The organism is Caulobacter sp. NIBR2454 (assembly GCF_027474405.1).
In the GTDB taxonomy this organism is placed as follows: domain Bacteria; phylum Pseudomonadota; class Alphaproteobacteria; order Caulobacterales; family Caulobacteraceae; genus Caulobacter.
The window spans coordinates 2,097,667-2,113,410 of the sequence record NZ_CP114871.1; the positions used below are offsets into that span (position 1 = coordinate 2,097,667).

Here is a 15,744-nt window from a genome sequence, read left to right on the forward strand (position 1 = left end):
GCCTCCGCTTTATTTGGACGAGGAGGTGACGCGACGCGCGCGGCCTGTCAATCTCGCTGCGATTGAACCAGCCGGGACCAACCAACCGATGACCGACGCCCCCGTAGAGGCCCCGCGATCCGACGTGGACCGCAATCTGGCCCTCGTGACCTACGCCCTGCTGTTCTCGGCGATCTTCTTCGCGGGCATCCCGGCCCTGATCGCCGTGGTCATCGCCTATGCCCAGCGCGGCCATGTGCGGGCCGAGATCGGCACCCACCACAACTTCCAGATTCGCATCTTCTGGATCGCCTTGGCCCTGTCCATCGCGTCGGCCGCCTGCGGCCTGGGCGCCGTGATCGCCGGCATCGGCGACATCATCGAGTTCGGCGTCCGCGGCGACTGGAGCGCCTGGGACGTGATCGACGTGGACTTCCACGACGTGCGGTTCGAGGCGCCGGTGATCGTCCTGACCGTGGCCGCCCTGATCTTCGCTTTGCTCAGCACCCTGTGGCTGCTTTGCGCACCCGCGTTCGGCTTCATTCGACTTGCCAGCCAGCGGAGCATCGGCAACACAGCGGCATGACCGCCAACCTCGCCGCCTACCCCGCCCTTCGTCTCCGCCGCCTGCGTCAGGCCGACTGGGTCCGGCGTCTGGTCCGCGAGACCGTGCTGACCCCCTCCGACCTGATCTGGTCCATGGTGGTGCATGAGGGCGAGGGCCGTATCCCGGTCGCCTCCATGCCCGGCGTAGAGCGCCTGTCGGTGGCCGAGGCCGCCAAGGCCGCCGTCCAGGCGCGCGAGCTTGGCATCCCCGCCATCGCCATCTTTCCGCATATCGACGGCGCCCGTAAGGACGCCGCCGGCTCCATCGCCAGCGACCCGGACGGCGTCATCCCCCGCGCGGTCAAGGCCATGAAGGACGCCGCGCCCGAGGTCGGCATCATGTGCGACGTCGCCCTCGATCCCTTTACCGACCACGGCCACGACGGCGTGGTCGAGGGCGGCAAGATCCTCAACGACCCGACCATCGAACGCCTCGTCGAACAGGGCCTGATGCAGGCCGCCGCCGGCGCCGACATCCTGGCCCCCTCCGACATGATGGACGGCCGCATCGGCGCCCTGCGCACGGCGCTGGAAGGGGCTAGCCACCAGGACGTGATGATCATGTCCTACGCCGCCAAGTACGCCTCGGCCTTCTACGGCCCGTACCGGGACGCCATCGGCTCGGCCAAACTCTCGGCGGGTCAGGGCGACAAGAAGACCTACCAGATGGACCCGGCCAACACCGAGGAAGCCATCCGCGAGGTCGCCCTCGACATCGCCGAGGGCGCCGACATGATCATGGTCAAGCCGGGCCTGCCCTACCTCGACATCTGCCGTCGTCTGGTCGAGACCTTCTCCATGCCCACCTTCGCTTTCCAGGTCAGCGGCGAGTACGCCCAGATCAAGGCCGCCGCCGCCAACGGCTGGATCGACGAAGAGCGCGCCATGATGGAGACGCTTGGCGCCTTCAAGCGCGCCGGCTGCGCCGGAACCATCACCTACTTCGCGCCCACGGCCGCCCGCCTCCTGGGCGCGTGAGCCAGCTCATCGAGATCGTCACCGCCGTCATCCGCGACGATGACGGCCGCTGGCTTGTGGTCCGCAAGCGGGGCTCGCGGATCTTCATGAAACCCGGCGGCAAGCGCGAACCCGGCGAAGACGACCTGACGGCTCTGGCCCGCGAAATCCGCGAGGAACTGGCCTGCGGGATCGTCGACCCCGTCCTGCTCGGCGTCTTCGAAGCCCCCGCCGCCAACGAGCACGACACGACGGTCCGCGCGGTCGTCTATCTCGCCCGCCTGGATGGCCAACCCACCGCCCAGGCCGAGATTGAAGAAGCGCTCTGGCTGGACGTGGCCGCGCCCGGGGAACGCCGCCTCGCCCGGTTGCTGACCGAACAGGTCCTGCCGGCGGTGCGGGCTCTCTAACTTTAAACCGCCTCCCTCGCCCTTGTGGCGAGGGTCCCTGCCAGCGGCGCGCGTGGCGCTATTCGATCGCGCTCAACGCCAGCCGACATAGGGATCCTCGCCACAAGGGCGAGGAAGACCCTGTGAGGGGCTCTGTGCGTGGGGACTCTCGATACCAATACTCTCGCGACTCCCGACCCCTTTGTGGAGACATCGGAGACACTTTCGCCTCTCCCCCGTCTTCGGGGGAGAGGGTCAGGGTGAGGGGGCTACAGCGCTTCAACCGGCACACCACCTGCCGCCGGAACCTCAGCTATCCCCTCACCCTACCCTCTCCCCACACGTGGGGAGAGGCGAACGGCCGCCGCCACCGCGAAACTATCCCCGGCCCGGACCAAGGGCCGACAATGGCTGGCGATCAGATGCAAACCCCCAACCAAAAATCGCGGCCCCCGTCTCCAAGGGCCGCGATCTGGTCTCCAGGAGACTTCGGTTACGCCCCTACTTCTCGGTCCGCTCCAGCAGGGCCTTCATCTCGCCCTCCCACAGGGCCGCCCAGGTGTGGGTGCCGTGGCCCTTGGTCGTGCCGTCGGCGGGCAGCAGGATGTACTTGGCGGTCGGCAGGCGCTTGGCCGCCTCGACGTCCAGGCCCAGTTCCGGCGGGTTGATGAAATCGTCGGCCGAATTGATCCAGGTCATCGGGACCTTGATCGTCTCCAGCTTGGGCCACGGATTGTAGTTTCGCGACGACTCCACCTGGTACAGGAAGTCGTTGGCGTCGATCCCCGCCATGCGGCGCGCCACATCCGCCTCCACGAACGTATCCACGGCCGCCCGCGTCGGCAGGGCCTTCTGCATCGGAATGGTCGAGGACCCGGCCAGGATCAGGAAGTTGGCGGCGATGCGCACGCCCTGCTGCGGCTGGGCGGTGTAGTCCCCGCCCTGCCACGCCGGGTCGGACTTGATCCCATCGACGACCATCTTGCGCCACAGGCGGTTGCGCCCGGCGATCTCGGTCGGCAGGCACGCCATGGGCATCATCGCCTGGGCGAAGGTCGGATGCGTTTCGGCCCACACGAACCCGTGCATGCACCCCATCGAAGTGCCGAACAGCAGGCGCAGCCGGTCCACGCCCAGGCCCTTGGTCAGCAATTGGTGCTGCGCGGCGACCATGTCGTCATAGTCGTAGTGCGGGAACTTGGCCTTCAGTCCATCGCTCGGCTTGGAGCTTTTCCCGTGGCCGATGTTGTCGGGCATGATGATGTAGTACTTGGCCGGATCGAGCACGCCGCCCGGCTTGAACAGCACCTCGGAAAACTGCGGGCTCAGAACTGCTTTCCGGTCCCGCCCGTGCCGTGCAGCACCATCACCGCATTGGTGATCTTGCCCGCCGCGTCCCGCTTGGGCTCGCCCAGGGTGGTGTAGTGCAGGCGCAGCTCGGGCAGGCTCTCGCCCGAGACGAACTTGAAGTTCTTGGCGACGAAATCGCCTTCCTTCACCGGCCAGTTGGTCTGCGCCAAAGCGCCCGTGGCGAGGCTCAAGGCCGCCGCAGCAGCCAGGCACAAGGTCTTGAATTTCATAGCTTCCCCCTACTTCTTCTTATTCAATCGGGCCACCAGGCTGGACGTGTCCCAGCGGCGTCCGCCCATGGCCTGCACCTCGGCGTAGAACTGGTCGATCAGGGCCGTGCCCTCCAGCCGCGCGCCGTTGGTCCGCGCCTCGTCCAGGGCGATGCCCAGGTCCTTGCGCATCCAGTCCACGGCGAAGCCGAAGTCGAACTTGTCCTTGGCCATGGTCGGCCAGCGGTTCTCCATCTGCCAGCTCTGGGCCGAGCCCTTGGAGATGGCGGCCAGCACCAGCTCGGTGTCGAGCCCGGCCTGAGTGGCGAAGTGCAGCGCCTCGGCGACCCCCTGCACCACGCCGGCGATGGCGATCTGGTTGCACATCTTGGTCAATTGACCCGCGCCCGTCTCGCCCATGTGGGTGATCGCCTTGGCGTAAGAGTCCATGACGGGCTGAGCGCGGTCGAAGGCGGCCTTGTCGGCCCCGACCATGATGGTCAGCTGCCCGTTCTCGGCCCCCGCCTGCCCGCCCGACACCGGCGCATCGACAAAACTCGCACCCGCCTTGGCGCACAACTCGCCCATCTCGCGGGCGAGCTTAGCGCTGGTGGTGGTGTGGTCGGCGATGATCCCGCCCTGGGCCATGGTCTCCAGCGCCTGGGGGACGACGCCCCGGACGTCGTCGTCATTGCCCACGCACAGGAAGACGATCTCGGCCCCCGCCGCGGCCTCGCCGATGGTCGATCCGGCCGCGCCGCCATGGGCTTCGACCCAACGCTGGGCCTTTTCCGGGCTGCGGTTGAACACCGCCACCTCGTGCCCGGCCTTGGCCAGATACCCCGCCATGGGAAAGCCCATGACCCCAAGACCGATGAAGGCGACTTTCATGCGCACGCTCCTGAACCGCGCCCGAACCACGGGACGCCTGCGGTTAGGCCCAGCAGCGCTTGGCGGCAACCCCATCTTAACGGGCGGGCGTCATGCTGAAGACCTTATCAAGGTTAAGGACGCGCCCAATGGCGATCGGCAACGACGCTCCGATCATCATCAAGAAGATCAAGAAGGGCGGCGACCATGGGCACCATGGCGGCGCCTGGAAGGTCGCCTACGCCGACTTCGTGACCGCCATGATGGCGTTCTTCCTGCTGATGTGGCTGCTGTCCTCGACCACCGAGGAGCAGCGCCAGGGCATCGCCGACTATTTCGCCCCCGCCGCCGTCACCGATTCGACCAGCGGCTCGGGCGGCATCCTGGGCGGCACCGCCCTGGGTGAGGAAGGCGATCAGGCCCGCGGCAGCCAGGCCCTCGTCGAGGCCACCGCCCCCCAGGCTCCGCCGGACGCCGTAGAACAGGGCCAGAGCGCTAAGACCGGCGCGGCCCTCGACAACGCCACCGAAGACGCCCTGCGCCAGGCCCTGATGAAGAAGGAGAACGACAGCTTCGCCTCCGCCGCCCAGTCCCTGCGCCAGGCGCTGCAGGACATGCCGGAGCTGGCTGAGCTGTCGAAGCAGATCTTCATCGACCAGACGCCTGAGGGCATGCGCATTCAGCTGGTCGATCAGGAAGGCCGCTCGATGTTCAAGGAGAACGCGGCCCAGCCCAACGAACGCGCTCGCCTGCTGCTGCGCGCCATCGCCAAGATCGTCAACCAGCTGCCCAACCGCCTGACCATCTCCGGCCACACCAGCGCCAACGCCGCCGGCCGCCAGTCCGACGCCGACTGGCCCCTGTCAGCTAATCGCGCCAACGCCGCCCGCCAGATTCTGCAGAGCGCGGGCGTGGACGCCGACCGAATCTATCAGGTCTCGGGCAAGGCCAATTCCGACCCGCTCTACCCGGACGATCCCACCCTGGCCGGCAACCGCCGCATCTCCATCGTCCTGTTGCGCGACAAGCCCGTCCTGCCGCCGGACAATGCGTTCTAAACAACGTTCAGGTGCGACAAACCCGGCATCTTGCGCGCCGCCGCAAGATGCCCCCTAATCCGCTTAGGGCTGGGGCGTAGAGAGCGCCAATAGGACGTGACGCAACATTTTCCGACGCGACAGCTTCGGTTCTTCCTGACGGCGCCAAGCCCGTGCCCGTACCTGCCCGGCCGCCAGGAACGCAAGGTGTTCGCTCACCTTCCCCTGACCGACGGGCCGACCGTGAACGACGGCCTGACCCAGGTCGGTTTCCGCCGCTCACAGAACATCGCCTACAGGCCCGCCTGCGAATCATGCCGCGCCTGCGTCTCGGCCCGCGCCTCGGCCAAAGAGTACGTCTTCTCCCGCTCCGAGCGGAAGGTTCTGTCCCGCAACGAGGACCTGGAACGCCATCTGGTCGAGGCCGAGGCGACCATGGAGCAGTTCGACCTGCTCCGCCGCTACCTCAACGCCCGCCACGCCGAGGGCGGCATGGCCGACATGACCTGGCCCGACTACGTCGCCATGGTCGAGGACACCGCCGTCCGCACCCACATGATCGAGTACCGCCGCAAGTCGCAGGACCGCGGCCCCGGCGACCTGATCGCCTGCGTGCTGGTGGATGTGCTCGCTGACGGCCTGTCGCTGGTCTACAGCTTCTACGAGCCGACCCTCCCCAAGCGCAGCCTGGGCAGCTTCGTCATCCTCGACCACATGATCCAGGCCTGCCTGACCGGCCTGCCCTACGTCTATCTGGGCTACTGGGTCCCGGGCAGCGAGAAGATGGCCTACAAGGCCCGCTTCTCGCCGCTGGAAATCCTCAAGCCGGGCGGCTGGGCCCTGATGAGCGCCCGCGACCGCGAAGCCGGCCCACCCGAGCCCGACGCGACTAGTACCGCGCCCGCAGCGTGAAGCTCACCGTGCTGTCGTCGCCCGGCGTCCCGACGACGAGGCCGGAGTTGCCCGACACCACGGTGATGTTCTGGATGTACTCCTCATCCAGCACGTTCTTGGCCGAGACGAACGCCTCCCACCCGGCGTCGGATTTGAAGCCCGCGCGCAGATTGACGATCTGGTAGGACGGCAGGCGGCTGTAGATGGAATCCGTCGCGTCGGCGAAGTAGGCCGAGCGGAAGCTGGCGTCGACGCCGGCATAGGCCTCCCCGCTGAAGCGTCCGATCGACAGCTCGCGGCGGTACTCGCCCCCGAACGATCCCGCCCATTTGGAAACGCCGGGAAGCTCCTTGCCCGACAGGTCGCACGCCGCCGTGGAGGTTCCCACCCGCTCCAATGGGCACGGGCCGTTCAGGAAGCTGTCGTACTCGCCGTCCGTGTAGGCAAGGTTGCTATAGAAGCTGAAGCCGTTGATCGGCCGGGTGCTGAGGTCCAGTTCCGCCCCCCGCACCGTCACCTTCTCCACATTCGCCAGATAGCCGCGCAAGGCCCCCGGGCCGGCGTCCACCACGTTCGCCTGGAAGTCGCGGACGTTAGTGGCGAAGACCGCCGCATTGGCGGTGACGAAGCGGTCGAAAAGCTCGGTCTTGAGGCCCGCCTCGTAGGTGGTGACCTTCTCCGGCTCGACCACGGCGTTGACCAGCGATGGCGCCCCCGCGGCCGTGGTCGGAATGCCCGCCATGTTGATCCCGCCCGACTTGTAGCCGCGCGAATATGTCCCGTAGGCGTGGACGGTGTCGGTCAGGTCGTAGGAGACCGCCACCTGCCCCGAAAAGGAGCCGTCGCTGGTCTCGGCCTGATAGTTCTGCGGCCGTGCGACGCCGAGGCGGCGGTTGATCAGGACGGTGTCCGTGGTGGCCAAGCCGCCGGTCACCGTGCTGACATAGCTGCCGTCTTTCTCTTCGTGCGTGTACCTGATGCCGGGCGTGACCCGCAGGCGGTCGCTGACGTTCCAGGTCAGCTGGCCAAAGGCCGCATAGCTGGTGGTGTCGATGCTTGAGTCGTTGAACACCGTGTAGCCGGCCAGCAGGGCGGACGGCGTGTTGGTCCCTGGCAACAGCCAATAGGCTGCGTCAGCGCCGTATTCGGTGATCCCGTTGGTGGTGACGTTCTGGTCGAAATAATAGACGCCGACCGTCCAGTCGACGCGGTTGGTCCCGTTGGATGCCAGCCGCAGCTCCTGGCTGTCCTGCTTCTGGTGCGAAGGGTTGTTCGACCGCCGCGTGACATCCAGCGCGGTGTAGTCGCGGTCGTTGCGCGGCTCCCAATCCCACTCGCGGTGCGCCGTCACGGACGTCAGGGTGGCCCAGCCCAGGTCGTAATCGACGATGGCCGACAGCCCGCTGACCCATTGGTCCGCCTGGATTCGGTCATTCACATCCGCGAGGCGGTCATGAATGTCTGTGCTGGCCGGTCGATAGTTTAGACCGGCGGCCAGGGCCGGGAACTGCTGGCTCGCCGGCTTCTGCGTGGTCCCGACCCGATAGAAGAGCTGGGTGCAGCACTCCGGCTGCTGCTGGGCGTATTCGCCATTCAGACGCACGGTCAGCTTGGGGGTCGGGGTGTACAGGATCTGGGCGCGGTAGCCTTGGCTGTCGCGCGCGTTCTGATCCAGCTTCTGAACGGGGTTGTAGATGTCGCCGTCGCGCCACGTGCCGACCGCCGAAATGCGCGCGGCCAGGACGTCCTTGATGATCGACCCGCTGATCGTGCCTTTCACCTGGCGAAAGTTGTAGCTGCCGTAGCTTCCCTCGATCGCCGCCTCGAAGGTGTTGCTGGCGTTCAGGGTGGTGACGTTCAGGGCGCCCGCGGTGGTGTTCTTGCCAAACAGCGTGCCCTGCGGTCCGCGCAGGACCTCCACCTGCTGTATGTCGATGAAGTCCAGCGTCGCTATGGCGGGCCGCGAGACATAGACCTGGTCGATATAGACCCCGACCCCCTGCTCCAGCCCGTCATTGGCCAAGCCGTAGGACGCACCCAGGCCCCGGATGGTCAGCGCCGTGTTGCGCGGATTGGGCGACAGCACCTGCAAGGTCGGAACCAGCTGCGTCAGCTGGGTGATAGTGTTGACCTGGGTCTGCTCCAGGCGCTCGCCAGAGGTCACCTGCAGGGCGATCGGAACGTCCTGCGCCTGCTCTTCGCGGCGGCGGGCCGTCACTACGACCCCCGAGAGGGAGGCGCCCGCCACCTCCGCCGTCGGAACAGCCTCACCAACCGACGCGCTGGGCGCCTGCGCCAAAGCCGCCGGCGCGGCGCCGCAGAACAGGGCGGCCAGAACCGCGCTCCCGATCAAACCCTTACGTTCAGCCGAACTCATGCTCAATCCCCTCGTCTCAAGGCCCCTTGGGGAAAGGCATAACCTCCTTATTCCTATCTAACCGATAGGATTAAACTAAACTGGTAATGAGGTTCTCTGAGAGCGACGGTGAGCGGGCGCTGTCACCTCGGCCAGCCCCTCGCTCATGTCCCCACAACTCACATCCGCTCGCCGGGCAGCGCGCTCGCCTGCCGGATCCAATCGGCGAATTGCACCTCGTCGATCGGGTCGTCCTCGTGGATGTGGAAGTAGCGCACGTCCTGCTGTTTGGACGTCTGCGGCGGCGGCGGGTTCAGCGATGCGCCCTTGAAGAAGGCCACCTTGATGTACCGGGTGAAGACATGGACCCCCAGGAACCAGCCCTGCCCCTCGATCCCGTACAGGGGCGAGTTCCATTTGACCGCCTTGCTCACCCCCGGAACCGTGCGCTCGATCAGCGCGTCGAGGCGAGCCCCAACCTCGCTCTTCCAGCCAGGCATGGCGGCGATATAGGCCTGCACCGGGGCGTCGCCGTAGCCCTTGGCGATCTGTGGGTTGCCGCCCGAAAGCAACTTGGGTTTGTCCTCAGCCATGGTGTCCGCTCCCTTCGCCAAACCTCAGTCCCGCGCCAGCAATTGCTCCAGCTTGCCGAAGAATTGCCCCCAACCGGCGTGGGCGCCGCCGAAGGCCTGCTTCTGATCCGGCCGGAAACCGACCTGTTCCATGCGCAGGTGCGTGCCCGCATCCGTAGGGGTCAGGGTGAAGGTGACCACGCTCTCCAGTGCATAGGCCGGATCGTCGTGCGCGAAGTTCCAGCTATAGGACAGCGCCCGGTTCGCCTCGACCACCAGGACCTCGCAGTCCAGGACCCCGCCCCAATCGCCGCGCAGGTTGAAGCGATGGCCAGGGGTCGGCGCGAAGTCGTTCTTCATCAGCCACTCCTCGATCAGGTGGGGCTGGGTCAGGGCGCGCCAAAGTTTTTCCGGCGGATGAGGAAACTCTCGCTCTACGACGACGGAGCGCGTTTCAGCTGCGGTCATTGGTCCATCCTTTTGAGAAGGTCTTCGAGGCCGTCGAACCGGCGCTCCCAGAAGCTGGCCATCTCGCTGGTCCAGTCGACCAGCGGGGCCAGAGCCTCGAGTTGGGCGCTGTAGTGCGTCTGCCGGCCCTCGTGGCGATCGCGCACCAGCCCGGCCTGCTTAAGGACGCCCAGATGTTTGGAGACGGCCGGCTGCGAGACCCCGGCTTGGGCCGTCAGAGCCCCCACCGTCTGCTCCCCATCACGGCACAGACGCTCGAAGATCGCCCGACGGGTCGGGTCTGCGAGGGTTCGAAAAAGGGCGTCTTGGGCGGCTGACATGGAAAACGCATAACTCAGTGGCTATGGATTAAACCCATAACCAATGAGCTATGCGTTTTGCAAGCCTCTAAACAGCGAGGCGAAAAGGTTTCATCGCTCAGTGCGCCTTGATCGCCGGATAGATGCCCGCCGCCGACAGGCGGTTCAGCTCCGCCTCGTCGTCACCGCGCCCTAGGACCTGGACCATGCCCAGGACGAACAGGTCATTGACCGGATCGATCCAGAACCAGGTCCCGGCCGCGCCGCCCCAGCTGTATGTTCCCTTGCCCATGGGCGTGCCGGCCGCGGCCGGGTCCATGACGGTGGCGAAGTCCAGACCAAAGCCGACGCCAGGGCCCAACGGCTTCTTGGCCAGGGAGGCCTCCGACAGGTGGTTGGCGCGCATCAGCGCCACCGTTTCGGGTTTCAGCAGGCGCTTGCCGTCCAGCTCCCCGCCGTTCAGCAGCATCTGCGAGAACCGGGCGTAGTCGGCCGTGGTCGAGACCAGACCGCCGCCGCCCGACTCCACCGCCGGCGGCTTGGACACGTCCAGCACCATGAAGCCTTGGGCCGGGACCACGGCCTTGTCCTTGGGGTTGATCAGATACAGCGAGGCCAGGCGGCTCTGCTTCTCGGCGGGAACCCAGAAGCCGGTATCGACCATGCCCAGCGGGGCGAAGATCCGCTCCTGCATGAAGGCGCCCAGCTTCTTGCCGGTGATGCGCTCGACGATCGCCCCCTGCAGGTCCACCGCCACGCTGTACTTCCACTGCTCGCCCGGCTGGCCGATCAGCGGCAGGGTCGCAAGCTTTTGCAGGAAAGCGTCCGTGGTGGGCGAGCCCAGCAGGCCGCTGTCGCGGTAGGCCTTGTCCACCGGGTTGTCGACCTGCAGGCCGTAGGCGAAGCCCGCCTGATGGCTCATCAGCTCGCGCATGGTGGCGGCGCGCTTGGCAGGCTCGGTGATCGGCTGGCCGGCCGCGTCGATACCCTTGAACACCTTCAGGTTCGCCAGTTCGGGAAGGAACTTGGTGATCGGGTCGTCCAGCGACCACTTGCCCTCTTCGAACAGCATCATCATCGCCACGCCGGTCACCGGCTTGGTCTGGGAATAGATGCGGTAGATCGTGTCGGCCTTCAGCGGCGCCCCGGTGGTCAGGTCGGCCTTGCCATAGATGTCCTGGTGAATGACCTTGCCGCCCTTGACGACATAGGTCGCCACGCCCGGCAACCGCCCCTGATCGACCAAGGCGTGCATGGAAGCGTCCAGTTGCTGGAACGCGGCGTCCTTGGAGACCGCGGCGGGCGCCGTGGTCGTCTGGGCCTGGCACGCTGGCGCAACGGCAAGGATGGCGGCTGCGGCGGCGACCGCCCAGTTCAAACGTCGCATGAAGGCTTTCCCCTAATCACCACTGGAGCTTTAGCGGGGCACCTTAACGGCGATAAGACAGCCCGCCAGCTATTTCGAACGGTCCGCCAGGGCCTGATACACAAGGCTTCGCGTCTCCGCGTCGAGGCCCGACCCGATCCCGCCGACCCGCTGGATCATGCCGATGAAGAACAGGTCGTTGGTCGGATCGACCCAGAACCAGGTGCCGGCCGAACCGCCCCAGCTGACGGTCCCCTTCCCCACCGGCGCATTGCCCAGCGCCGGATCCACCGCCACCGCCACGTTCAGGCCAAAGCCCAGGCCCGGCCCGAAGGGGAACGGGCGGATGCCGTTGGAGGTGACTGTGAAGCTGGCCGGCAGGTGGTTGGAGCCCATAAGGGCCACCGTCTCAGGCTTCACCAACCGCACGCCGTCCAGTTCACCACCGTTGAGGATCAGCTGGCAGAAGCGCGCATAGTCGCGGGCCGTGGACACCAGTCCGCCCCCCGCCGACGGCGCGACCGGCGGCTGCAACACGTCGCGATAGGACGGTGTCGGCGGCTCCACCAGGCGTCCCACGCCGCCGTCGAAGTCGTACAGCGTCGCAAGCCGGCGACGCTTCTCCGGCGGGACGTAGAAGTCGGTGTCGTCCATGCCGAGAGGGGCGAAGATCTTCGTCTTCATGAACTCGGGCAGGCTCATGCCCGACAGGCGCTCGACGATATGGCCCTGGATGTCGGTGGCGATGCTATAGCGCCACATCACCCCCGGCTGGCAGAACATCGGCAGGGTGGAGATGCGGTTGATCATGTCCGACAGGGAGTCGGAGGACAACACCCCGGCTTCCAGGTAGGCGCGGTCCGGCGGACTGTCCCCGGCCAGGCCATAGGCGAAACCGGCCGTGTGGGTCATCAGCTCGCGCATGGTCGGCGGGCGCGTCAGGTCCTCGACCTCGGTGATCGCGCCGTTCGGATCGGCGCTCTTGAACACCTTCAAGTCGGTGAATTCCGGAATGAAGGTGGTGATCGGGTCGTCCAGGCCCCACAGACCCTGCTCATAGAGCATCATCATGGCCAGACCGGTGACCGGCTTGGTCTCAGACCGGATGCGGAAGATCGCGTCCGTGGTCATCGGATCGCCGAGGTTGATGTCCCGCTGACCATAGGCCTGTAGCGAGACGATCTTACCTCGCCTCGCCAGCAGGGTGACCCCGCCGGCGATCTGGTTGCTGGCGATGGTTCGCCGCATGGCGTCGTCCAGCCGCGCCAGGCGGGCGGAGTCGAAGCCCACGTCCTCAGGACGGCCATGGCTCAAGGTCACCGGCGAGCGGGCGGCCCATGCCTTCCCGCCGCCAAGGCCGAAAAGAGCAGCCAGGGCGCTAAACATGACCGCCCTCCGGTTCATTTTGGCCGGAACCGCTTGCTGGTCGGAAAGCCCTTGGGCGCCAGCTTGCCGGCCCCCGCCCGCTTGCCGATCCACTCGCGCCACTCGCCCCATTCGCGGCGGCGGCCGGCGGTGTCGATCCAGGCGGGCCCGGTTTCCTGATTGAAGACCAGCGTGTCGCGCAGGCCGCCCTCGCGGTAGGTCTGCAGCTTCACGCCCTTGCCCCGCGGCATTTCCGGCAGCTCTTCCAGCGGGAAGATCAGGATCTTGCCGTTGTCGCCGATCACCGCCACCTCGTCGCCGGCGGCCTCGATACAGCTCAGCGCGCCCTTGTCATCGACGGTCATCACCTGCTTGCCGGCCCGGCGGTTGGCGATCGCCTCCTCCTCCGGCATCAGGAAGCCGTATCCAGCCTTGGACGCCATGAAGCGCTTGCGGCCCGGCTTGTGCGGGAAGACGTCGATGATCTTCACCTTGTCGTCCAGGTCGATCATCAGACGCAGCGGCTCGCCATGCCCGCGGGCGCTCGGCAGCTTGTCGCAGCCGATGGTGAAGAACCGACCGTCGGAGGCGAAGATCAGCAGCTTGTCGGTGGTCTCGGCCGGAACGACGAAGCCCAGCTTGTCGCCTTCCTTGAACTTCAGCTCCGACGGGTCCTCAACCTTGCCCTTGGCCGCCCGGATCCAGCCCTTCTCGGACAGGATGACCGTAATCGGCTCGCGCGGGATCAGGGCTTCCAGGGCCGCCTCGGTGTCCACCTGCGGCGCGTCGGCGAAGGTCGAGCGGCGCTTGCCCAGCGCGGTGCCCGGGCCCAGCGTCTCGCGCACGTCGCGCAGGCCCACGCCCACCAGCTTCCACTGCGCTTCGGTGGAGCCGAGCATGGCGACGATGCCGTCGCGCTCTTCCTCCAGCTCGGCGTGTTCGCGGCGGATCTCCATCTCCTCCAGCTTGGCCAGTTGGCGCAGGCGGGTGTTGAGGATGGCGTCGGCCTGGATTTCGGTCAGCGCGAAGGCCGCGATCAGCTTCTGTTTTGGCTCGTCCTCATAGCGGACGATCCGGATCACCTCGTCGAGGTTCAGATAGGCGACCAGCAGGCCGGCCAGGATGTGCAGGCGGGCCTCGATCTTGTCGAGGCGGAAGCGCGCGCGGCGCACCAGCACGTCGCGGCGGTGATCCAGGAACGCCTTCAGCGCCTGCTTCAGGCCCATGACGCCCGGGGTGCCCCGCGCATCAAGCACGTTCATATTGACCGGGAAGCGTTGCTCCAGGGCCGAGAGCTTGAACAGGCTCTCCATCAGCACTTCGGGCTCGACGTTGCGGCTCTTGGGCTCCAGCACCAGGCGCACGTCTTCGGCGCTCTCGTCGCGGACGTCGCCCAGCAGAGCCGCCTTCTTGCTGTCGATCAGGTCGGCTAGCTGCTCGACCAGATCGGACTTCTTCACCTGATACGGGATCTCGGTGACGACGATCTGGTACGTGCCGCGCCCCGTCTCTTCCTTCTCCCAGCGCGCGCGGACGCGAACGCCCCCACGGCCGGTCTCGTAGGTTTCAAGCAGGCTGGACTTGGGCTCGACGATGACGCCGCCGGTGGGAAAGTCCGGACCCAGCACCCGCTCCATCAGGTCCAGAGTCGTCGCATCCGGCCGTTGCAGCAGCACGAGGCACGCGTCGATCAGCTCGGCCGCGTTGTGCGGCGGGATCGAGGTCGCCATGCCCACGGCGATGCCCGAAGAGCCGTTGGCCAGCAGGTTCGGAAAGCCCGACGGCAGCACCGTCGGCTCTTCGTCCTGGCCGTCATAGGTGGGGCGGAAATCGACGGCGTTCTCGTTGATGCCGTCGAGCAGAAGCGTCGCCGCCTCGGTCATCCGGCATTCGGTGTAGCGCATGGCCGCGGCGTTATCGCCGTCGATATTGCCGAAGTTGCCCTGCCCCTCGACCAGCGGCACGCGCTGGGCGAAATCCTGGGCAAGGCGGACCAGGGCGTCATAGATCGACTGGTCGCCGTGGGGGTGGAAGTTACCCATCACCTCCCCGACCACCTTGGCGCACTTGCGCGCGGCGGCCTCGGGGTTCAGGCGCATGTTGTGCATGGCGTAGAGCACGCGCCGGTGGACGGGCTTCAGCCCGTCGCGCACGTCCGGCAGGGCCCGCGAACTGATCGTCGACAGGGCATAGGCCAGGTAGCGCTTCGAAAGCGCTTCGCTGAGCGGCTCTTCGATGATGCGGTCGTCGCCGCCGTCACCGCCAGGGGGGAGGAAAGGCTTGTTCATTTCGAATCGTGGTCCGTGCGAACCGCCTATTTAATCGGGCTGAGCGGCCTTGTCCCCCAAGGACGGCCACGACGGGGCGTCAAATCGCCCTCCGCAGCTCCAGACCGCCGCAAAGCATCAGCACGGCGCCGGAAATCCGGTCGATCCAGCGTCGGGCGCGGATGCCGATCGCGTGACGGAAGATCGAAACGCCGGCGACGATCACGCACCACCACAGCATCGATCCCGCCACCACGCCCGAAGTCGTCAGGACCGCCGCCGAAGGACTGAACCCGCTCTTGGGCGCCAGGGCCGCGAAGATCGCCGCGAACATGATGATGGTGGGCGGATTGGTCAGGGTCAGCAGCAGGGCCGAGCCCAGCGCCTTGGGCCAGGCGGCGTGCAGCCCTGGCGCGGCTTCCGCATCGGTCTTGCGCCAGAACGACCTTAGGCCCAGCCAGATCAGGAACAGCCCGGCGGCCAGGTGCAGGGGCTTCTCGTATTCCAGCATGAAGGCCGAGATGCCGGCGAAGCCCAGGGCCGCCACGGCTGCATAGAGTCCATCGCCCAGGGCGATGCCCGCTCCCGTGGCCAGGCCAGGCCGCCAGCCGTCGGTCAGGCTGCGCCGCATGCACAGCAGGCTCATGGGTCCCACGGGAGCGGCCACGGCCAGGCCGATCCCCATGGCTTTCAGGAACAGAAGTGACATTGATTTCAATCCTTTGCGCGCAAATGCGAAAAGCCCCGCGACGGCGTCGCG

The 15,744-nt window shown here is 66.7% G+C and carries 16 protein-coding genes; 5 read left to right on the forward strand and 11 right to left on the reverse strand.

From position 1 onward, the window contains the following. Window positions 1-88 precede the first annotated feature (88 nt). The 3 genes from O5K31_RS10340 to O5K31_RS10350 are packed head-to-tail and all read left to right on the forward strand — an operon-like array spanning window position 89 to window position 1,952. A complete protein-coding gene (locus O5K31_RS10340) occupies window positions 89-565 on the forward strand; it encodes a hypothetical protein (RefSeq protein WP_269713518.1) in 477 nt (158 codons plus the stop codon). Beyond that, window positions 562-1,563 (forward strand): porphobilinogen synthase, encoded by a 1,002-nt coding sequence (gene hemB, locus O5K31_RS10345; RefSeq protein ID WP_269713519.1) that lies wholly within the window; start codon window positions 562-564, stop codon window positions 1,561-1,563. Before O5K31_RS10340 ends, hemB begins: the two co-directional genes overlap by 4 nt. Beyond that, window positions 1,560-1,952, forward strand: a complete 393-nt coding sequence (locus tag O5K31_RS10350; protein ID WP_269713520.1) for an NUDIX hydrolase — start codon at window positions 1,560-1,562, stop codon at window positions 1,950-1,952. Before hemB ends, O5K31_RS10350 begins: the two co-directional genes overlap by 4 nt. A 480-nt stretch (window positions 1,953-2,432) precedes the next feature. On the opposite strand, the gene O5K31_RS10355 is transcribed toward O5K31_RS10350, so the two are convergent. Genes O5K31_RS10355 through O5K31_RS10365 form a run of 3 tightly spaced genes read right to left on the reverse strand, consistent with a single transcriptional unit; the run spans window position 2,433 to window position 4,381 of the window. After that, on the reverse strand, window positions 2,433-3,239 hold the full coding sequence (locus O5K31_RS10355) for an alpha/beta fold hydrolase (RefSeq protein WP_269713521.1): 807 nt from the start codon (window positions 3,237-3,239) through the stop codon (window positions 2,433-2,435). A 17-nt stretch (window positions 3,240-3,256) separates the two neighbouring features. Beyond that, window positions 3,257-3,511 (reverse strand): hypothetical protein, encoded by a 255-nt coding sequence (locus O5K31_RS10360; RefSeq protein ID WP_269713522.1) that lies wholly within the window; start codon window positions 3,509-3,511, stop codon window positions 3,257-3,259. A 9-nt stretch (window positions 3,512-3,520) separates the two neighbouring features. Continuing rightward, complete coding sequence (locus O5K31_RS10365) at window positions 3,521-4,381, reverse strand: NAD(P)-dependent oxidoreductase (protein ID WP_269713523.1); 861 nt, start codon at window positions 4,379-4,381, stop codon at window positions 3,521-3,523. A 128-nt stretch (window positions 4,382-4,509) separates the two neighbouring features. On the opposite strand from O5K31_RS10365, the gene O5K31_RS10370 reads away from it, so the two are divergent. Both O5K31_RS10370 and O5K31_RS10375 read left to right on the forward strand, forming a co-directional pair. Continuing rightward, window positions 4,510-5,418 carry a flagellar motor protein MotB gene (locus O5K31_RS10370; protein ID WP_269713524.1) on the forward strand — a complete coding sequence of 303 codons (909 nt, stop codon included), beginning with the start codon at window positions 4,510-4,512 and terminating at the stop codon, window positions 5,416-5,418. Between the two features lie 96 nt (window positions 5,419-5,514). Continuing rightward, on the forward strand, window positions 5,515-6,309 hold the full coding sequence (locus tag O5K31_RS10375) for an arginyltransferase (RefSeq protein ID WP_269713525.1): 795 nt from the start codon (window positions 5,515-5,517) through the stop codon (window positions 6,307-6,309). On the opposite strand, the gene O5K31_RS10380 is transcribed toward O5K31_RS10375, so the two are convergent. The 8 genes from O5K31_RS10380 to O5K31_RS10415 all read right to left on the reverse strand — a co-directional run bounded on the left by O5K31_RS10380 (window position 6,287) and on the right by O5K31_RS10415 (window position 15,693). Continuing rightward, window positions 6,287-8,668: a TonB-dependent receptor gene (locus O5K31_RS10380; protein WP_269713526.1), complete on the reverse strand. Its 2,382-nt coding sequence runs from the start codon at window positions 8,666-8,668 to the stop codon at window positions 6,287-6,289. The two genes, O5K31_RS10375 and O5K31_RS10380, sit on opposite strands and share 23 nt — an antisense overlap. Window positions 8,669-8,826: 158 nt before the next feature. Then, the gene (locus tag O5K31_RS10385; RefSeq protein ID WP_269713527.1) at window positions 8,827-9,240 is read right to left on the reverse strand and encodes a DUF1801 domain-containing protein; all 414 of its coding nucleotides are present in this window, start codon (window positions 9,238-9,240) and stop codon (window positions 8,827-8,829) included. Window positions 9,241-9,264: 24 nt separating this feature from the next. Then, window positions 9,265-9,687 (reverse strand): SRPBCC family protein, encoded by a 423-nt coding sequence (locus tag O5K31_RS10390; protein ID WP_269713528.1) that lies wholly within the window; start codon window positions 9,685-9,687, stop codon window positions 9,265-9,267. After that, entirely contained in the window at window positions 9,684-10,007 is a 324-nt protein-coding gene (locus O5K31_RS10395) for an ArsR/SmtB family transcription factor (protein ID WP_269713529.1), read from the reverse strand. Before O5K31_RS10395 ends, O5K31_RS10390 begins: the two co-directional genes overlap by 4 nt. 97 nt (window positions 10,008-10,104) lie before the next feature. Then, complete coding sequence (locus O5K31_RS10400; protein WP_269713530.1) at window positions 10,105-11,373, reverse strand: serine hydrolase domain-containing protein; 1,269 nt, start codon at window positions 11,371-11,373, stop codon at window positions 10,105-10,107. Between the two features lie 69 nt (window positions 11,374-11,442). Then, a complete protein-coding gene (locus O5K31_RS10405) occupies window positions 11,443-12,738 on the reverse strand; it encodes a serine hydrolase domain-containing protein (RefSeq protein WP_269713531.1) in 1,296 nt (431 codons plus the stop codon). 14 nt (window positions 12,739-12,752) lie between these two features. After that, the gene (gene parC, locus O5K31_RS10410; protein WP_269713532.1) at window positions 12,753-15,005 is read right to left on the reverse strand and encodes a DNA topoisomerase IV subunit A; all 2,253 of its coding nucleotides are present in this window, start codon (window positions 15,003-15,005) and stop codon (window positions 12,753-12,755) included. A gap of 79 nt (window positions 15,006-15,084) precedes the next feature. Then, window positions 15,085-15,693 (reverse strand): LysE family translocator, encoded by a 609-nt coding sequence (locus O5K31_RS10415; RefSeq protein WP_269713533.1) that lies wholly within the window; start codon window positions 15,691-15,693, stop codon window positions 15,085-15,087. Window positions 15,694-15,744: the final 51 nt, after the last annotated feature.